This is a genomic window from Bradyrhizobium sp. DN3 (assembly GCF_041357655.1).
Classification (GTDB): domain Bacteria; phylum Pseudomonadota; class Alphaproteobacteria; order Rhizobiales; family Xanthobacteraceae; genus Bradyrhizobium.
This window is the reverse complement of record NZ_JAULLN010000052.1, coordinates 12849-28643: the sequence shown is the minus strand read 5'-3', so window position 1 is coordinate 28643 and position 15795 is coordinate 12849. Positions and strand designations below refer to the sequence as shown.

Here is a 15795-nt window from a genome sequence, read left to right as displayed (position 1 = left end):
TCCGGGACCCATAACCACCGAATTGCGTTGCTGCACGAGCTGGCAACTCCGAATCTTCGCAAAACGATTGCTGCGGAGTATGGGTCCCGGATCTGCGCTCCGCTCCTGACAACGCTGCGCGCTGCCAGGGCTCCGCTTGTCCGGGACGACAGTGGAGGTCTGAATCTCACTCCCGCCCGAACGCCCGCTTCAGCTCCACCTTCGCGCGCTCCAGTCGCGTGCGCTGCGTCTTCGGCAGCGTCTTGCCGGCGCGGTTGATGTAGAACGTCAGCATCGACAGCGCGGAGCGATAGGCGCCAGTCTTGCGGCGCGAGCTGTGCTCGGCCGAGCGCTTCAGGGAGCCTGCGATTTTCTTGGGGTCCTTGAGCTTGAACACACCGCGCTTGAGATCGAGTGCGTCACTCTCCTTCGTCACACGCTGCGACCATCGCTTCGGTGCTGCGCGTCGGCTTGACCTCTTGCGTGTCGTGCTGGCCTTGCGGCGCGCGGAGTTGCGCGCGCCTGTCTTCCGTGAATGTGTCGTCTTTCTGACCTGAGCCATGCGTCAACTCCTTGCAGCTCCATCGAAAACGGATGTTCTCGGCAGCTGTTCCTATGGGAACCCAGCCTCGTCGCAAACGTTGTCGCAGGTGGCAGGCGGAATGCCGCATCCCCATCATCGGATCGACCCCGTCCACGTCATGTGAACCGGGGCCGCTTCCATTGATCAGACACAACAACGCGATGGAATTGCAGCAAAGCCCAGCGCTGAATTATGAATCTGCGATCTCGGCGGTGGCGACGGATCGCGTCGTCGAGACCAGCATTCCCTCGCGCCTCGATGCGCTGCCGTGGAGCGGCTTTCACACGCGCGTCGTGCTCGCGCTCGGCATCACCTGGATCCTCGATGGACTCGAGGTGACGCTGGCCGGCGCGCTCTCGGGCGCGCTGAAGCAGAGCCCCTCGCTGCATTTCTCCAATCTGGATCTTGGCATCGCCAATTCCGCCTATCTTGCCGGCGCGGTGCTGGGTGCGCTCGGCTTCGGCTGGCTCACCGATCGCATCGGTCGCAAGAAATTGTTCTTCATCACGCTTGCGCTCTATCTCTCGGCGACGGCTGCGACTGCTCTGTCATGGGATATCGCGAGCTACGCGCTGTTTCGTTTCCTCACCGGCGCCGGCATCGGCGGCGAATACACCGCGATCAATTCGACCATCCAGGAGCTGGTGCCGGCGCGCTATCGCGGCTGGACCGATCTCATCATCAACGGCAGCTTCTGGATCGGCGCTGCGATGGGCGCGGTGGCGGCCATCGTGCTGCTTGATCCGGCCGTGATCGGTCCCGATCTCGGCTGGCGCCTCGCTTACCTGATCGGCGCGACCGTAGGGCTCGTCGTGCTCTTGATGCGGATGTGGATTCCGGAGAGTCCGCGCTGGTTGATGATCCACGGCCGACCCGACCAGGCGCATGCCATCGTCGACGAAATCGAATGCTCGGTGATCGGACAAGGCCAGGATACGAGCGACGGACGCTTTGCGAAGATCCGCCTGAAGATGCGCGATCACACGCCGATCCCCGAGGTCGTCCACACGCTGTTCTCGGCCTATCGTCAGCGCGCGCTGGTCGGCCTCGTGCTGATGAGCGCGCAGGCGTTCTTCTACAACGCCATCTTCTTCACCTTCGCGCTGGTGCTGACCGATTTCTACGGCATCAGCGCCGATCATGTCGGCTGGTACCTGCTGCCCTTCGCCGCCGGCAACTTCCTCGGTCCGCTGCTGCTCGGCCGCCTGTTCGACACGCTCGGCCGCCGCACCATGATCGTGTTCACCTATGGCGTATCGGGCTTGTTGCTGGCGCTGTCAGGCTATCTGTTCTCGATCGGCGCGCTCAGCGCGCAGGGGCAGACCGTGGCCTGGATGGTGATCTTCTTCTTCGCCTCGCCGGCGGCGAGCGCGGCCTATCTCACCGTCAGCGAGAACTTTCCCTTGGAGGTTCGCGCGCTGGCGATCGCAGTGTTCTATGCAGTCGGCACCGGCATTGGCGGCGTGATCGGGCCGGCACTATTCGGCGCGCTGATCGACACGGGATCACGCACCAGCGTGTTCGCCGGCTATCTGCTGGGGGCAGTCCTGATGATCGCGGCCGCGATCGTGGCGTGGCGCTATGCCGTCTCGGCAGAGCGCAAATCGCTCGAACAAATCGCACGGCCGCTTGCCTTTATGGAGTAGACTATGAAATCGGAACTTGCGGAAATGGCATTGGACGAGAAGCTCACCATCCCTGGTGACGACGAGACGCCGGAAACGGTGCCGGTGCCGCATGCGCTCGTGCCGCATCTGGACGAGACCGCGATCCTGCTCGACATCGACGGCACGCTGCTCGACCTGATGCCGACGCCGCGCGAGGTGTGGGTGCCGCCGGGGCTGTCGGACACGCTCAATCGTCTGGTGGAACGCACCTCCGGCGCGCTGGCGCTGGTCAGCGGCCGCTCGCTCAATGACATTGACCTGATCTTCGCGCCCGACGTGTTTCGCGCCGTCGCCGGTCACGGCGCCGAGATGCGGCTGTCAGTGGACAGCGAAGCCGATGACGTCCACGCGCCGCCGCTGGACAAGGAGCTGAAGCGGCGGCTGGCTGCGATCGCCAAGCTCAGCCCGGGAATTCTGCTCGAGGACAAGGGCTATTCGCTGGCACTGCATTACCGCCTTGCGCCGCATGCGGAGAAGGCGATCTACGAATCCGTGTCGCTGATCCGCGCCGATCTGCCCAATGCGCCGATCGAGGTGCTGCCTGGCAAATTCGTCTGCGAGATCAAGCATTCCGGCTTCACCAAGGCGAGCGGTGTGCACGAATTGATGCAGCATGAGCCATTCAGGGGACGTCGTCCTCTGTTCATCGGTGACGACGTCACGGATGAGACCGTGTTCGCGATCATGCCTGATATGGACGGGCTCGCCTTCTCGGTCGGCCGCCGCGCCATGGGTGTGAATGGTCACTTCGATGCGCCGAGCGATGTGCGTGCGTTCCTTGCGCGCCTGCTCGATCCGAGGTGAAACAAAGGCAGCGCCACCTCGCGGACATAATGCCCGGCAGTATCGTTGCGCATCGCAATGCATGCTGCGCAACACACACCGTAAAAAGCTGATGAATTGTCGGGTTCCGCGAAGGAAGCCAGTTCCAACGCGCACGCCCGATTTTGGTTTCAATTCGTTGAAACGATGATCCGGAACCATATTGATGAACGGCAGTTAAACGGGCTGGAATGAAACAGGAGGGGACGACCTGTGAACTTAGTTGTCGTTTCAAATCGCGTCGCGCGCGGCAAACCCAATGAACCCATGACGGGCGGCCTCGCGGCGGCCTTGCTGCCGGTGGTGGAACATTCGGGGGCCATTTGGGTGGGCTCTTCAGGCCGCGTGCGTGATGGCCATCAGAAGGAACCGTTCGCCGAGATCGAAGCACTGGGCTCGGGCGCGATTGCGACGCTGGATCTGCCGGCGGCACATTACGGCGGCTATTACGAAGGCTTTGCCAATTCAGCGTTGTGGCCGGCACTGCATTCGCGCAGCGATCTGATCCGCGTCTCGCGCGAGGACTATGTCAGCTATCGCGAGGTCAACGCCTTCATGGCGCGCGCCTTGATGCGTTTTCGAAAAGCAAAAACCGCGTTCTGGGTGCAGGATTATCACTTCCTCGCGCTCGGCGCAGAACTGCGTAGTCTCGGCGTCGGCGATCCCATCGGTTTCTTTCTTCATACGCCGTGGCCGGTCGCCGCGGTGGTGCAGGGCGTGCCCAATCATCGCGAGCTGATCACGGCGATGCTGGCCTATGATCTGCTCGGTTTCCAGACCAATGAGGACTGCCAGAACTTCCTCGCTTATGTCGGCGGCGAGCTCGGCCTCGCCATCGAGGACGGTGTTGCGATCTCTCAGCATGGCCGCACGCGCTGTGAAGTGTTTCCGATCGGCATCGATGCGGAAAAGTTCGCGCAATATGCGGCGAAGTCGGTCTCGCATCCCGACGTGTCGCGGCTGCGGCGCAGCCTCAATGGCGAGCGCCTCGCGATCGGCGTCGACCGCCTCGACTATTCGAAAGGCCTCGTCAACCGCATCAGTGCATTCGACCGGCTCTGGACGGAGCATCCGCAGTTTGCGCGCAGCATCTCGCTGCTCCAGATCGCGAACCCCTCGCGAGGTGGCATCGAGGCCTATGGCAACCTTCAGAACGAGGTCGCGCGCCTCGTTACCGACGTCAACGGTCGTCACGGCGAAGTGGACTGGACGCCGATCCGCTACCTCAACAAGGGTTTTAGCCAGACCGTGCTCGCGGGCCTCTACCGCACGGCGCAAATCGGCGTGGTGACTCCGCTGCATGACGGCATGAACCTCGTCGCCAAGGAATACGTCGCCGCGCAAAACCCGGCCGATCCCGGCGTGCTGGTGCTGTCGAAGTTCGCCGGCGCGGCCAACGAGCTCGACACCGCCTTGATGGTCAATCCGCACGACATCGACGGCATGGCGCGCGCGATCGCGGTCGCGGCCTCAATGCCGCTCACCGAGCGCAAGATGCGCTGGGACGTGATGATGAAGAAGCTGCGCGGCCACACCATCCAGCAATGGTCGACCGATTTCGTGGCCGAGCTCGAGAAATGTCGGACCGAGAAGGCCGCCGTTGTCCCGCTCGCAGCGCAGCCGCCGCAGGCGCTGCGCTGGCTGAAGTCGGCGATCTCAGGTGTGCGGTTGATCTAGTTCTTCTCCCTCGCCCGCTTTTACGGGGAGAGGGGCCGCACGTGATTTATGAAAGGACCTGTACCCCCTTGCCCGGATCGCGCCGGACGACGCTTCGCATCGCCGGGGCGATCCGACCGTCCCCGCTTGCGGGCGAGGTGAAGAAAGGAAGCCCCGCGAAACCCGCTTCCCCAAATTAGTTATATCCTATAATGATTGGCGGAAGCGTTGACCGGCCGGTCCACAATGGCTGGGGAGGAGTTCGCCAAATGACATTCATCTATCCCACGGACAGCAACAAGGCGCATCCGCTGCCGCTGTCGCCCGAGTACAAGAGCTCGATCAAGCGCGCGCCGAACAAGCCCTTGATCCCGATGCGCCACACCCTGTCGGAGCTGACCGGTCCGGTCTATGGCCACGAGACCGTGCGCGAGGGCGACAACGATCTCACCCATCAGCACAGTGGCGAGCCGCTCGGCGAACGCATCATCGTGCACGGCCACGTCCGCGACGAGGACGGCCGCGGCGTGCCGAACTCGCTGGTCGAGATCTGGCAGGCCAATTCCTGCGGTCGCTATGTCCATGTCCGTGACCAGCACCCGGCGCCGCTCGATCCAAATTTCACGGGCGCCGGCCGCACCGTGAGCGATGCCTCTGGTTACTACCGCTTCGTCACCATCAAGCCGGGCGCTTATCCCTGGGGCAATCATCACAATGCGTGGCGGCCCGCGCACATCCACCTGTCGGTCTTCGGGCACTCCTTCGTCACGCGCCTCGTGACTCAGATGTATTTCCCGAACGATCCGCTGTTCCCGTTCGACCCGATCTTCAATTCGGTGCCGGACGAGAAGGCGCGGGCGCGGATGGTCTCCTCGTTCGATCTCGAGAACACAAAGCCGGAATGGGCGCTCTGCTACCGCTTTGACATCGTGCTGCGCGGCCAGAACGCCACGCCTATGGAGAACCATTAAGTGCAGGATTCTGTGAAGCCCAACGGTATCACCCCATCGCAAACCGTCGGCCCGTTCTTCAAATACGGCCTGACGCCAAACGGCGAATACGCCTGGAACGACGCGTTCACCAACTCGACACTGACGCCCGACGTCACGGGCGACCGTATCCGCATCGAGGGCCGGGTGTTCGACGGCGACGGCATCGCCGTACCGGATTGCATGCTGGAGATCTGGCAGCCGGACGCACAGGGCCGCTTCGCCGACCCGCAGGACAAGCGTGCGCTGCCGAATGCGAGCTTCCGCGGTTTTGCCCGCTGCGGCACCGATAAGGACGGCAATTATTCCTTCGACACCATCAAGCCGGGCGCGGTGCCCGATCCCCAGGGCAAGCCGCAGGCGCCGCACATCCTGCTTGCGGTGTTCGGGCGCGGCATGCTCAGGCATCTCTATACCCGCATCTATTTCAGCGACGAGGCCGGCAACGCCGCCGATCCCGTGCTGGCGCTGGTGCCCGCTGAGCGCCGCACCACGCTGATTGCGACGCGCGAGGCCGGCAAGGCGGTCTACCGCCTCGACCTGCGGCTCCAGGGCGAGGACGAGACGGTGTTCTTCGACGTCTAACTCCCGCCTCGTCCCGGATCCGCGCGCGCCCGAAGCGCGCTTGTCCGGGACGACCGCCGGGGCGGGTGTCGGAAGCCCCCTCTGACCGTTTTCCCGTAATTCCCCGGAGTTCGCGCGGATTCAATTTCCGCGCGTAGCAATCCCGTGTTTACCGCAGTCGTTTAGGATCCATTTGGATTTCGACGTGCAGCATTGGATTGTTCCATGAAAATTCGTCTTTCCCTTTCTTCTGCGATCATTGCATTCGGCATCGTCCTGGCCCTCGGTTTCACGGCCGTGGTCTCCACCAGTCTCTATACGCTACGCGAGCTCAAGGTCGGCGGCCCGCTCTATTCTGACATCAAGCTCGGCAACGACCTCATCGCCGACATCCTGCCGCCGCCGGAATACGTCATCGAAGCCTATCTCGAGGCCACCCTCGCCATGCGCGAGCCGGACCAGCTCGCGGCCCATGGCGAGCGCCTGATCCAGCTCCGCAAGGACTACGACGAGCGCAAGGCATTCTGGGTCTCCTCCAGCCTGTCGGCTGATCTGAAGACCGCGCTGGTGTCGAAATCCGATGCCGAGGTGCAGAAATTCTGGAAGGCGTCCGACCAGCTCCTGCCGGCCCTCAAGGCCAAGGACGCGGCCGCTTCCGAGCGCGCCTATGCGCAGCTCAAGGACGCCTACACCGCGCATCGCACCGTCATCGACAGCATCGTCGAGAGCGCCAACAGGCAGAATGCCGCCATGGAGAAGCTGGCCGCGGATCGCGACAGCTCGATGCTCTACATCCTCCTCGGCGTCTCCGCCGCTGTCCTCGCCTTTATTGCCGCGGGCCTGCTCGGCGTTGCACTCGGCGTGGTGCGCCCGATCGTGCGCATGACTGACACGATGCAGAAGCTCGCGACCGGCGATCTCGCCGCCGACATTCCTTTCGCGCACCGCCGGGATGAGGTCGGCTCGATGGCCGGTGCACTCCTGGTGTTCAAGCAGGCGGCGGTCGAGAATTCCCGCCTGCGCGAGGAGCAGTTGCGGCAGGAACAGGAGGCCGCACTCGCCAAGCGCGGCGCCCTGCAGCAGATGGCGGAGACCGTCGAACGCGAGACCGGCCGATCGGTCGACACCGCGAGCGCGGCGACGCATGGCGTGGAGCGCGCCGCCACCAGCCTGTCCGAGATCGCAAGTTCGCTCTCTGCGCAATCGCAGGCGGTCGCCGCGGCCTCCACCCAGGCTCTCGGCAGCTCGCAGACCGTCTCGGCTGCGGCCGAAGAGCTGAGCGCCTCGATCCGAGAGATCGCGAGCCAGGTCGCGCGAACCAGCACCGTTACCAAATCTGCTGTCGCCGGCCGCGAGCAGGCGCGCTCGACCATTCAGGCGCTGGCCGGGTCGGTGAAGAAGATCGCCGAGGTCTCCGATCTGATCGGCGGCATCGCCGGCCAGACCAACCTGCTCGCGCTCAACGCCACGATCGAGGCGGCGCGCGCCGGCGAGGCCGGCCGCGGCTTCGCGGTGGTCGCCGCCGAAGTGAAATCGCTGTCCGATCAGACCGCCAAGTCCACCGAGGAGATCGGGCGGCTGATTGCCGAAATCCAGACCTCGACGCAGGCCGCGGTCGATGCAGTCGAGACCATGGGAGGCCACATCGTCGAGATCGACGGCGTCGCGACCTCGGTTGCCGCCGCGATGGAAGAACAGGATGCCGCGACGCGGGAGATCACGCGGTCGATTTCCGAATCGGCGTCCGCGGCACAGGAGGTCTCGGCCAAGATCGGCAATGTCAGCCGCGACGCCGCCGCGGTGAACGAGCGCGCCGCAGAGGTCAGGCAGGCGATCGCCGGCATGGCGGCCAATCTCGAACAGCTGCGGTCGGTGGTGGTCAGGACCGTGCGCGACTCGACCGCGGCGGCGTGACGCCCGGCATCAACTCGGCCGCTGGTGTGTGGGGTTATGATCGTGCAGTATGGCGCGGGACAGGGGCATCGTGGTTATGACATCCCCACAATTGCCGGCGGTCATTGAGCCCGCCCGACTGACGGCCGCGCTACGCAGAGGCGGCGTGCTGGACGCTGGCGCGGTCCGCGAGGTGAAGGTGCTGCATCAGCGTGACACCGTGGTGTCGCACATTGCCCGCCTTGGACTGCGCTATGTCGGCGAATCGGCCGGCGCGCCGCAATCGCTGATCCTCAAGACGCCACATGCCGACTTTGCCAAGACGCTCGCCGATGGCGGCCGGCACGAGGTGGCCTTCTATACGAAGCTCGCACCGAACATGCCGTGGGGTTTGGTGCCGCGCTGCTTCGACGGACGCTTCGACGAGCCGGGCGGGACCTGGCATCTCCTGCTCGAGGACCTCACCGATAGCCATGAGATCGCAACCCAATGGCCACTGCCGCCGTCGCGCGAGCAAATAGTCGCGATCGTCACCACGCTCGCGCGTTGGCATGCGGCCTGGTGGGACCATCCCGATCTCGGCGACACGATCGGCACCTGGGCGAGCCCCGAAGACAGCGCGCAGTACATGGAGACCTTTGCCGGCCATTACGACCGGTTCGCCGATCTGCTCGGCGATCGCCTCAGCGAAGAACGCCGGCTCCTCTATCGTCGCCTGATCGACCAGTCGGCCCGGCTATCCGAGCGCTACCATTCGCGCCGTAACCTCAGCATCACCCATGGCGATGCCCATACCTGGAATTTTTTCCTGCCGCGCGCTGGCGTTGCCGACACCGTGCGCATCTTCGATTTCGACCTGTGGGGCGTCAATGTCCCGACCAACGACCTCGCTTACATGATGGCGCTTCATTGGTTTCCGGAGCGCCGGCAGGCGCTCGAGCGGCCCCTGCTCAATCTCTACCACGAGACATTGCTCGCAAGCGGCGTCACCGGATACACGCGCGGCGCGCTCGATCGTGACTACCGCTTGTCGGTGCTCTGGCACATCACTAAGCCGGTCTGGCAATGGGCCATCAACATCCCGCCGGTGATCTGGTGGCACCATCTGGAGCGGATCATGATGGCGGTCGAGGATCTGGGGTGCGAGGAGTTGTTGGGGTAGGCGGTGCGCCGCTCCCTCGTGAGGCGCGATGACGGCTCAACCTTCTCGGTGTCGTCCCGGCGAAGGCCGGGACCCATACTCCCAGGCAGAGGTTGTAGCGTGAGCTGCCAACTCCGAGTCTTCGCCAAACTCAATCTGGTGGTTATGGGTCCCGGCCTTCGCCGGGACGACGACGTACCTACTCCATCACCGCGTGCTCCGGCCCTGCGGCCTGCTTGCGCAGTGTGGCCTTGGTCGAGCCGATCAGCAAAGCGAGCGGGATGGTGCAGAGGATGAAGACCATCACCAGCTGGTAATCGTGCGCGAAGGCGATGATCTGCGCCTGCACGCTGACCATTCTGTCGGCCATGGCGCGGCCGGCGTCGGTGGAGAGATTGATCATGCCGCTGACGCTGGGCATCTGGAGCGCGTGGTTGAACGGGTTGATGTGCTCGGAGAGGATCGCGTAGGTCCGCCGCGTTCCCTGCGTCAGCTCGGCGATGACGACGGAAATGCCGACCGAGCTCGCGACGTTGCGCATCAGGGTCAGCATCGCGGTGCCGTCGGTGCGCAAATCGTTCGACAGCGTCAGGAACGCCACGGTCGAGAGCGGCACGAAGACGAGGCCGAAGCCGAAGCCCTGGATGACGCTGACGGTGACGATCTCAGGCACCTGGGTCAGGTCGGTCCAGCCGGTCATCTGGAACAGCGAGCCTGCAGTCAGCGCCAGCCCTGTGATGATCAGCGTGCGCGCCTCGAAATAACGCATCATGCGGCCGACCAGCATCATGGCGAAAAAGGTGCCCAAGCCGCGGCTCGCCAGCAGCAGGCCGGCGGTGATGATGGGATAGCCGATCACGTTCTGCATGTAGGGCGAGGCCAGCGCCATGGTCGAGAACAGCACGAGTCCCATCACGATCATGAACACGCAGCCGGTGACGAAGTTGCGATCCCGAAACAGCGCGAAGCGGATGAACGGCGTTGAGGTCGTGAAGGAATGCGCGAGGAAGAAGTAGAAGGCGATGGCGGAGACGATGAACTCCGCCAGGATCTCGTTGGATTCCAGCCAGCCCAGCTGCTCGCCGCGGTCGAGCGCGAGCTGAAGCGCGCCGATCGCGATCGCCAGCGCGGCGAAGCCGAACCAGTCGAATTTGAGGCTGAAATCCTTCCGGGTCTCGTCCATGAAGACGATCAGCCCGAGCACGGTGATGGCGCCGAACGGCAGGTTGACGAAGAACACCCAGTGCCAGGAATAGGTCTCGGTCAGCCAAGCGCCCAGCGACGGGCCCATGATCGGGCCCATCATCACGCCCATGCCCCAGATCGACATCGCCTTGGCGCGCTCCTGGAGCGTGTAATAGTCGAGCATCACCGATTGCGACAGCGGCACCAGGGCGGCGCCGAACACGCCTTGCAGCAGGCGGAACAGCACCATCTGGTTGATGTCCTGCGCGAGGCCGCACAGCACCGACGCCATGGTGAAGCCGGCCGAGCAGATGATGAAGATGCGCTTGCGGCCGAAGCGGTTGGCGATCCAGCCCACCGGCGCCGTCATGATCGCGGCGGCGACGATGTAGGAGGTCAGCACCCAGTTGATCTGGTCCTGCGAGGCCGAGAGCGTGCCTTGCATATAGGGCAAAGCGACATTGGCGATGGTGGTGTCCAACGCCTGCATGATGGTCGCGGTCATGGCGCAGATCGTCACCATGTTCCGGCGCAGGCCGGGGACCATCAGGTTGGCGTGGGGACCGGACATCGGATCAGTCCTTGTCGTGGTCTTGGCCCGCGGTCGCCGACAGGCCAAACAGGCCGGCGAGTGAGCGCCGGTGGCCGGTGTCAATGGTGGCGTAGACGCTCATGCCGGCCTTCAGCTTCCGCACGTATTTGTCGGTCTCGTCGAAATAGATCCTGACAGGCACGCGCTGCACCACCTTGACGAAATTGCCGGTGGCGTTCTGCGGCGGCAGGATCGCGAATTGCGCGCCGGTGCCGGGCGAGAGCGAGCCGATCTTGCCCTTGAAGACGTGGTTCGGGAACGCGTCGACCTCGAGCGTGACCGGCTGTCCTTCGGTGACGTAGGTGAGGTCGCTCTCCTTCGGGTTGGCGTCGACCCAGGGATGAGCGACGTCGATGATGGAGAACACAGGCGCGCCGGCGGCAACGTAGCGGCCGAGCTGAATCTGCTCGACCTGCGTCGCCACGCCGTCCATCGGCGCGCGCAGCACGGTGTGGTCGAGGTTGCGCTGGGCGTCGTCCAGCTTGGCTTTTGATTGCGCGTAAGGCGGGAACTGCTCCAGCGGCAACGCGGGATCGCCGAGCAATTGCGTCTTGGCGTTGGAGAGCTGCTGCTTGATGAATTGCGCCTGCGCGCCCGCGGTGACCAACGCATTCGCCGCGTTGTCGAGATCGAGCTGGGAGCCGTAATTGTTCTTCACCAGCGCCTGCTTGCGCTCGACGTCGCGCTGCTTGAGATCGACGCCCTGCTGGGCGAGGTTGAGCATGTCGCCATAGATCTTGATGTTGGCAACGAGGTTGTCGTAGGTCGTGCGGGCCTGTGCGAGCTGCGCCTTGGCTTCATCCACCGCGTGACGGAAGGGAACCGGGTCGATCTCGAACAGCTCGTCGCCTTGCTTGACGACTTGACCTTCTTTCACCACGACCTTCTGGATCTTGCCGGAGATGTCGGGCGTCACCAGCACCTTCTGCGCGCCGACATAGGCGTCATCGGTGCCGACATAGCGGCCGCCATGCAGATAAAAGGTGATGCCGCCGATGGCGACGATGACAGGCAGGACGACCAGAAGCAGGAAACGGCGATAGCGGCGCAGGCCCGCCACCAGGCGGCGGCGGGGGTCGCTGCCGGCTTTCTTCGTCGGCTTGCCGCTGTCGCTCTTCTGCTCGGGCTGGAACTTGAGAACCTGATCAGCCATAGCGCTGCTCCCTACGCGCTTGCTCCGCGCCGCTGGTCTGGGTCGCGTTCCGCACGTTTTCCTTGATTGTTTCGAGTTGGGTGAGGAGGCGGTGCGCATCGGCCGGGGCGATGCCGTCGAGCGCGTTGGCGGTGATTTCGGACCGGAGCCCGCTCATCCGGCCGAGCAGCTGCCGGCCCGCCTTCTTCAGGTACAGGCGCTTGACCCGGCGGTCCGAGGCGTCGCTGCGGCGTTCGATCCAATCATTGTCGCAGAGCTTGTCGATCAGGCGCGTCAGCGTGATCGGCTGCACCTCCAGGAGCTCGGCGAGCTCCGACTGCTTCATGCCCTCGCTGCGCTCCACCTTGGCCAGCACCGCCCATTGCGCGCGGGTGATGCCGAAGCGCGACGCCTCCTTGTCGGCATAGACGCGCAGCAGGCGATAGAGCTCGGCGAGCGTGAACAGGAAGTTCTGGTCGACAGACCCGCGGGTCATGAGCTTCGTCTCCAATGAGCCTGCAATATAATAAGCAAGCTTATGATTATTCCAGGAGGGTTGATGCGACGCTGTCCCGCAGCGAAAGCATGGCTGACAGCCGCAATGGCGGTCGCGCTTTGGGTTCCCTCGCCGAAATGCTAGAAGATGGGCCGCATGACCCTCGCAAAGCCGGCATTCCCCGCGCCTGACCACGATCACGGCCGCTGCACTGCGGATGCGCTGGCGCATGCCGAACAGGTCTGCGAGCAGCGCGCGCAGAAATTCACGCCGATACGCCGTCAGGTGCTCGGGGCGCTGCTCTCCAGCCACCGTCCGCTCGGCGCCTATGAGGTGATCGACGAACTCGCCAAGTCGATGGCGCGACCGGCGCCGATCACGGTCTATCGTGCTCTTGATTTCTTGATGGCCAACGGCCTCGTGCATCGCATCGAGAGCCGCAATGCCTATCTCGCCTGCGCCGCCCACGACCACGACGCGACCTCGGCCGTCGCGTTCCTGATCTGCGAGCGCTGCGGCCTGGTCGGCGAGATCCCGTCGGCCTCCTTCGCCAAGGATCTCAATGCCGCCGCGCGCAGCTCAGGCTTCGCCCCCAAATTGTCCGTGGTGGAGATCACGGGCGTCTGCACCCATTGTCAGAAAGCTGCTTAAAGCAACAACGGCACAAAGCCGGTATTCGGGAAGAGATGTCCTCGCCACAAGCCATACCATCCGCCGCACGTCCCCTCAGTGCCGGCGCCATCGCCCTGATGCTGATGCTGTGCCTGACTTGGGGGTTCAACCAGATCGCGGTGAAGCTGGTGCTGCCGGACATCCCGCCGATGCTCCAGGCCACGATCCGCTCGATGGGCGCGCTGCCGGTGCTGTTCATCATCGGCACCCTGCGTGGCGTCAATTTCTTCGAACGTGACGGTACCTGGAAGCCGGGCCTCATCGCCGGACTGATGTTCGGCATCGAGTTCGTTCTGATCTTCCAGGGCCTGCGCTTCACGCCGGCGTCGCGCGCGGTCGTGTTCCTCTACACCGCCCCGTTCTTCGTCGCGCTCGGCTCCTACCAGGTGCTCGGCGAGCGGCTCGGCGGTACGCAATGGCTGGGGCTCGCCGTGAGCTTTGCCGGCGTCGCGCTCGCCATCGGCGTGCCGCAGCCGGATGTCGATGCCAAGGTGTTGCTCGGCGACCTCATGATCGTCGGCGGCGCGGCGTTGTGGGCGGCGACCACGCTGGTCGCCAAGGGCACGCGGCTGCGCTTCGCCGCGCCCGAGAAGGCGCTGGGCTACCAGGTCGCGACCTCGATCCCGATCCTGGGGCTGGCAGCCTGGCTGTTCGGCGAATCCATCACGCACACGCCGGCGCCACTATCCCTCGCTCTCATGGCCTTCCAGGCGATCTGGGTGGTGGGAACCACGTTCACGCTTTGGTTCGCGCTGGTGAAGGCTTATTCGGCCAGCAAATTGTCGGCTTTTACCTTCATCACCCCTTTGTTTGGCGTGGTCGGTAGCTATTTCATCATGCACGACACCCTAAGCCTGACATTCGGGGCCGCCGCGGTCCTTGTAATTGCTGGGCTTTTTCTGGTTAACCGTCCGAGCCAAGCGGCTGCGGCGCCGCGTGATGCATTGCTGAACGTCACCAAAACCTGATATTTGGACCCCATGAACAAGCTCGAAAACACCATCGATTCCGATCTCGCAGGCCCCGCGCCCCGGCACCGGACCACCCAGGTCAAGGTCGGCGACGTCTCAGTGGGCGGCGGCGCACCGATCGTCGTGCAGTCGATGACCAACACCGACACCGCCGACGTCGACGGCACCATCGCCCAGGTCGCAGCGCTCGCGCGCGCCGGCTCCGAAATGGTTCGCATCACCGTGGACCGCGAGGAAGCCGCTGCCGCCGTTCCACACATCCGCGACGGCCTCGCCAAGCGCGGCATCACCACGCCCTTGATCGGCGACTTCCACTATATCGGCCACAAGCTGCTCGCGGCCTACCCGGCTTGCGCCGAGGCGCTCGCCAAATACCGCATCAATCCCGGCAATGTCGGCTTCAAGGACAAGCGCGACACCCAGTTCGCCGACATCATCGAGATCGCGAACAAGAACAACAAGCCGGTGCGCATCGGCGCCAATTGGGGCTCGCTCGACCAGGAACTCCTCACCAAGCTGATGGATGAGAACGCGGCCTCGGCCAATCCGCGCGACGTGCGCGCGGTGACGCGCGAGGCTATGGTGCAGTCGGCGCTCTTGTCGGCCGCGCGCGCCGAAGAGCTCGGCATGCCGAAGAATCGCATCATCCTGTCCGCCAAGGTCTCGGCGGTGCAGGATCTGATCGCGGTCTACCAGGATCTCGCCAGCCGTTCCGACTACGCCATCCATCTCGGTCTGACCGAGGCCGGCATGGGCTCGAAGGGCATCGTGGCGTCCTCGGCCGCGCTCGGCATCCTGCTGCAGCAGGGCATCGGCGACACCATCCGCATCTCGCTGACGCCGGAGCCCGGCGGCGACCGTACCCGTGAGGTGCAGGTCGGCCAGGAGCTGCTCCAGACCATGGGCTTCCGCACCTTCGTGCCGCTGGTCGCGGCCTGTCCCGGTTGCGGCCGCACCACCTCGACCACGTTCCAGGAACTGGCCCGCTCGATCCAGGATTTCATCCGCGACGAGATGCCGACCTGGAAGACGAAATATCCCGGCGTGGAAGAGCTCAACGTCGCGGTGATGGGCTGCATCGTCAACGGCCCCGGCGAATCCAAGCACGCCAATATCGGCATCTCGCTTCCCGGCACCGGCGAAGCGCCGGCCGCGCCGGTGTTCGTCGACGGCAAGAAGTTTCGCACCTTGCGCGGGCCCACGATCTCCGCCGACTTCAAGGCGCTCGTGATCGACTACATTGACCAGCGCTACGGCCAGGGCGCCAAGGTGCCGGTGACGGTGGCGGAGTAGTTTTCTCTACTCTCGCCCCACACACCTCCGTCGTCCCGGACAAGCGCGCCTCAAGCGCGCGCAGATCCGGGACCCATAACCACAGAGTCTGTGGTTATGGCAGGTCGTCACTCCGAGTCTTCGCCAAACCTAACCCTGTGGTTATGGGTCCCGGATCTGC

14 protein-coding genes are annotated in these 15795 nt (G+C 64.2%); 10 read left to right on the top strand and 4 right to left on the bottom strand.

The genetic code is table 11. The annotated features are described in order from the left end of the window. Positions 1-166: 166 nt before the first annotated feature. Positions 167-541, bottom strand: a complete 375-nt coding sequence (locus tag AAE027_RS38210; RefSeq protein WP_370990986.1) for a DUF3175 domain-containing protein — start codon at positions 539-541, stop codon at positions 167-169. A gap of 182 nt (positions 542-723) precedes the next feature. On the opposite strand from AAE027_RS38210, the gene AAE027_RS38205 reads away from it, so the two are divergent. From AAE027_RS38205 to AAE027_RS38175, 7 genes are all read left to right on the top strand, one after another. Beyond that, a complete protein-coding gene (locus tag AAE027_RS38205) occupies positions 724-2208 on the top strand; it encodes an MFS transporter (protein WP_176946044.1) in 1485 nt (494 codons plus the stop codon). A gap of 3 nt (positions 2209-2211) precedes the next feature. Beyond that, complete coding sequence (gene otsB, locus AAE027_RS38200) at positions 2212-3033, top strand: trehalose-phosphatase (protein ID WP_091896541.1); 822 nt, start codon at positions 2212-2214, stop codon at positions 3031-3033. A gap of 231 nt (positions 3034-3264) precedes the next feature. Further along, positions 3265-4728 (top strand): trehalose-6-phosphate synthase, encoded by a 1464-nt coding sequence (locus AAE027_RS38195; protein WP_370990985.1) that lies wholly within the window; start codon positions 3265-3267, stop codon positions 4726-4728. Positions 4729-4976: 248 nt separating this feature from the next. Next, the gene (gene pcaH / locus AAE027_RS38190; RefSeq protein ID WP_091896547.1) at positions 4977-5678 is read left to right on the top strand and encodes a protocatechuate 3,4-dioxygenase subunit beta; all 702 of its coding nucleotides are present in this window, start codon (positions 4977-4979) and stop codon (positions 5676-5678) included. Then, positions 5679-6281 (top strand): protocatechuate 3,4-dioxygenase subunit alpha, encoded by a 603-nt coding sequence (pcaG, locus tag AAE027_RS38185; RefSeq protein WP_370990984.1) that lies wholly within the window; start codon positions 5679-5681, stop codon positions 6279-6281. Positions 6282-6485: 204 nt separating this feature from the next. Further along, complete coding sequence (locus AAE027_RS38180) at positions 6486-8174, top strand: methyl-accepting chemotaxis protein (RefSeq protein ID WP_370990983.1); 1689 nt, start codon at positions 6486-6488, stop codon at positions 8172-8174. Positions 8175-8223: 49 nt separating this feature from the next. Further along, the gene (locus tag AAE027_RS38175) at positions 8224-9315 is read left to right on the top strand and encodes a phosphotransferase (protein ID WP_370990982.1); all 1092 of its coding nucleotides are present in this window, start codon (positions 8224-8226) and stop codon (positions 9313-9315) included. A gap of 178 nt (positions 9316-9493) precedes the next feature. Here the strand turns inward: AAE027_RS38175 and AAE027_RS38170 are convergent, their stop codons facing one another. The 3 genes from AAE027_RS38170 to AAE027_RS38160 are packed head-to-tail and all read right to left on the bottom strand — an operon-like array spanning position 9494 to position 12699. After that, entirely contained in the window at positions 9494-11050 is a 1557-nt protein-coding gene (locus AAE027_RS38170; RefSeq protein ID WP_091896559.1) for an MDR family MFS transporter, read from the bottom strand. 4 nt (positions 11051-11054) lie between these two features. Beyond that, positions 11055-12224, bottom strand: a complete 1170-nt coding sequence (locus AAE027_RS38165) for an HlyD family secretion protein (RefSeq protein ID WP_370990981.1) — start codon at positions 12222-12224, stop codon at positions 11055-11057. Continuing rightward, entirely contained in the window at positions 12217-12699 is a 483-nt protein-coding gene (locus tag AAE027_RS38160; RefSeq protein WP_091896610.1) for a MarR family winged helix-turn-helix transcriptional regulator, read from the bottom strand. Before AAE027_RS38160 ends, AAE027_RS38165 begins: the two co-directional genes overlap by 8 nt. 156 nt (positions 12700-12855) lie before the next feature. Between AAE027_RS38160 and AAE027_RS38155 the strand changes: the two genes are divergently transcribed. From AAE027_RS38155 to ispG, 3 genes are read left to right on the top strand one after another with little or no spacing between them, the layout of a single operon-like run. Continuing rightward, positions 12856-13350, top strand: coding sequence for a Fur family transcriptional regulator (locus AAE027_RS38155; RefSeq protein WP_128930768.1), 495 nt, complete (start codon positions 12856-12858; stop codon positions 13348-13350). 35 nt (positions 13351-13385) lie between these two features. Further along, on the top strand, positions 13386-14339 hold the full coding sequence (locus AAE027_RS38150) for a DMT family transporter (protein ID WP_370990980.1): 954 nt from the start codon (positions 13386-13388) through the stop codon (positions 14337-14339). Between the two features lie 12 nt (positions 14340-14351). Continuing rightward, on the top strand, positions 14352-15635 hold the full coding sequence (gene ispG, locus AAE027_RS38145) for a flavodoxin-dependent (E)-4-hydroxy-3-methylbut-2-enyl-diphosphate synthase (protein ID WP_370990979.1): 1284 nt from the start codon (positions 14352-14354) through the stop codon (positions 15633-15635). Positions 15636-15795 lie beyond the last annotated feature (160 nt).